Raw genomic sequence first — 753 nt, 5'->3', positions numbered from 1 at the left:
GGCGGTCGGCAGGCCGCCGATATAGGTCAGGCGCTCGCCCATCCGGGCGTAGACCCGCATCATCAGCTCGATGTCGCCGACCCCGTCCTTGAAGCCGACCAGGTTGGGGTTGCGGGCGCACAATCGCTCCAGGGTGTCCTCGGTGAGCACGGCGTTGTCGCGGTTGTAGACGATGACCCCCAGCTTGGTGGCCTTGCACACCGCCTCGACATGGGCGGCCAGGCCCTCCTGGCCGGGGACCATCAGATAGGGCGGCAGCAGCAGCACCCCGTCGGCCCCGGCCGCCTCGGCGGCCTTGGCCAGGTCGACGGCGATGGCGGTGCCGTAGCCGCAGCCGGCGATCACCGGCACGCGGCCGGCCGCCTCGGCGACGGCGGCGCGCACCACCCGGTCGACCTCGGGCGGGGTCAGGGAGAAGAACTCGCCGGTGCCGCCGGCCGCGAACAGCCCGGCCAGGTCGCGTTGCAGCATCCAGGCGCAGTGCTCGCGATAGGCGGCCTCATTGAACTGGTGCTGGGCGTCGAAGTGGGTGACGGGGAACGACAGCAGACCTCCGCCGATCTGACGGGCCATTTCGGACGGCGACATCTTGCTCATCAATATCCTCGCTGCATGGCCCGGCGGTCACGAGGCGTTGTTGAGCCGCCCCAGCCGTCGCGGCCGTCTACTGGGGCGACGCTAGAGGCCGGGGCCCAGGCGGTCTAAGCCAAAGGCGCTATCGACCGATGCGGGTTTTGGCTTGATGGGCCGGCT

Annotated in this window: 1 protein-coding gene; it reads right to left on the bottom strand. The window is 70.3% G+C overall.

All coding sequences use genetic code 11. The features are described 5' to 3' along the window. Positions 1–597 (bottom strand): 5-dehydro-4-deoxyglucarate dehydratase (locus PMI01_RS25875; protein WP_007676878.1); only part of this gene is annotated, 597 nt, incomplete at its 3' end. Between the last annotated feature and the right edge of the window lie 156 nt (positions 598–753).

This window comes from Caulobacter sp. AP07, from assembly GCF_000281955.1.
Classification (GTDB): domain Bacteria; phylum Pseudomonadota; class Alphaproteobacteria; order Caulobacterales; family Caulobacteraceae; genus Caulobacter.
Note: the sequence above shows the minus strand (reverse complement) of the source record. Positions and strands in the feature narration are given on the sequence as shown.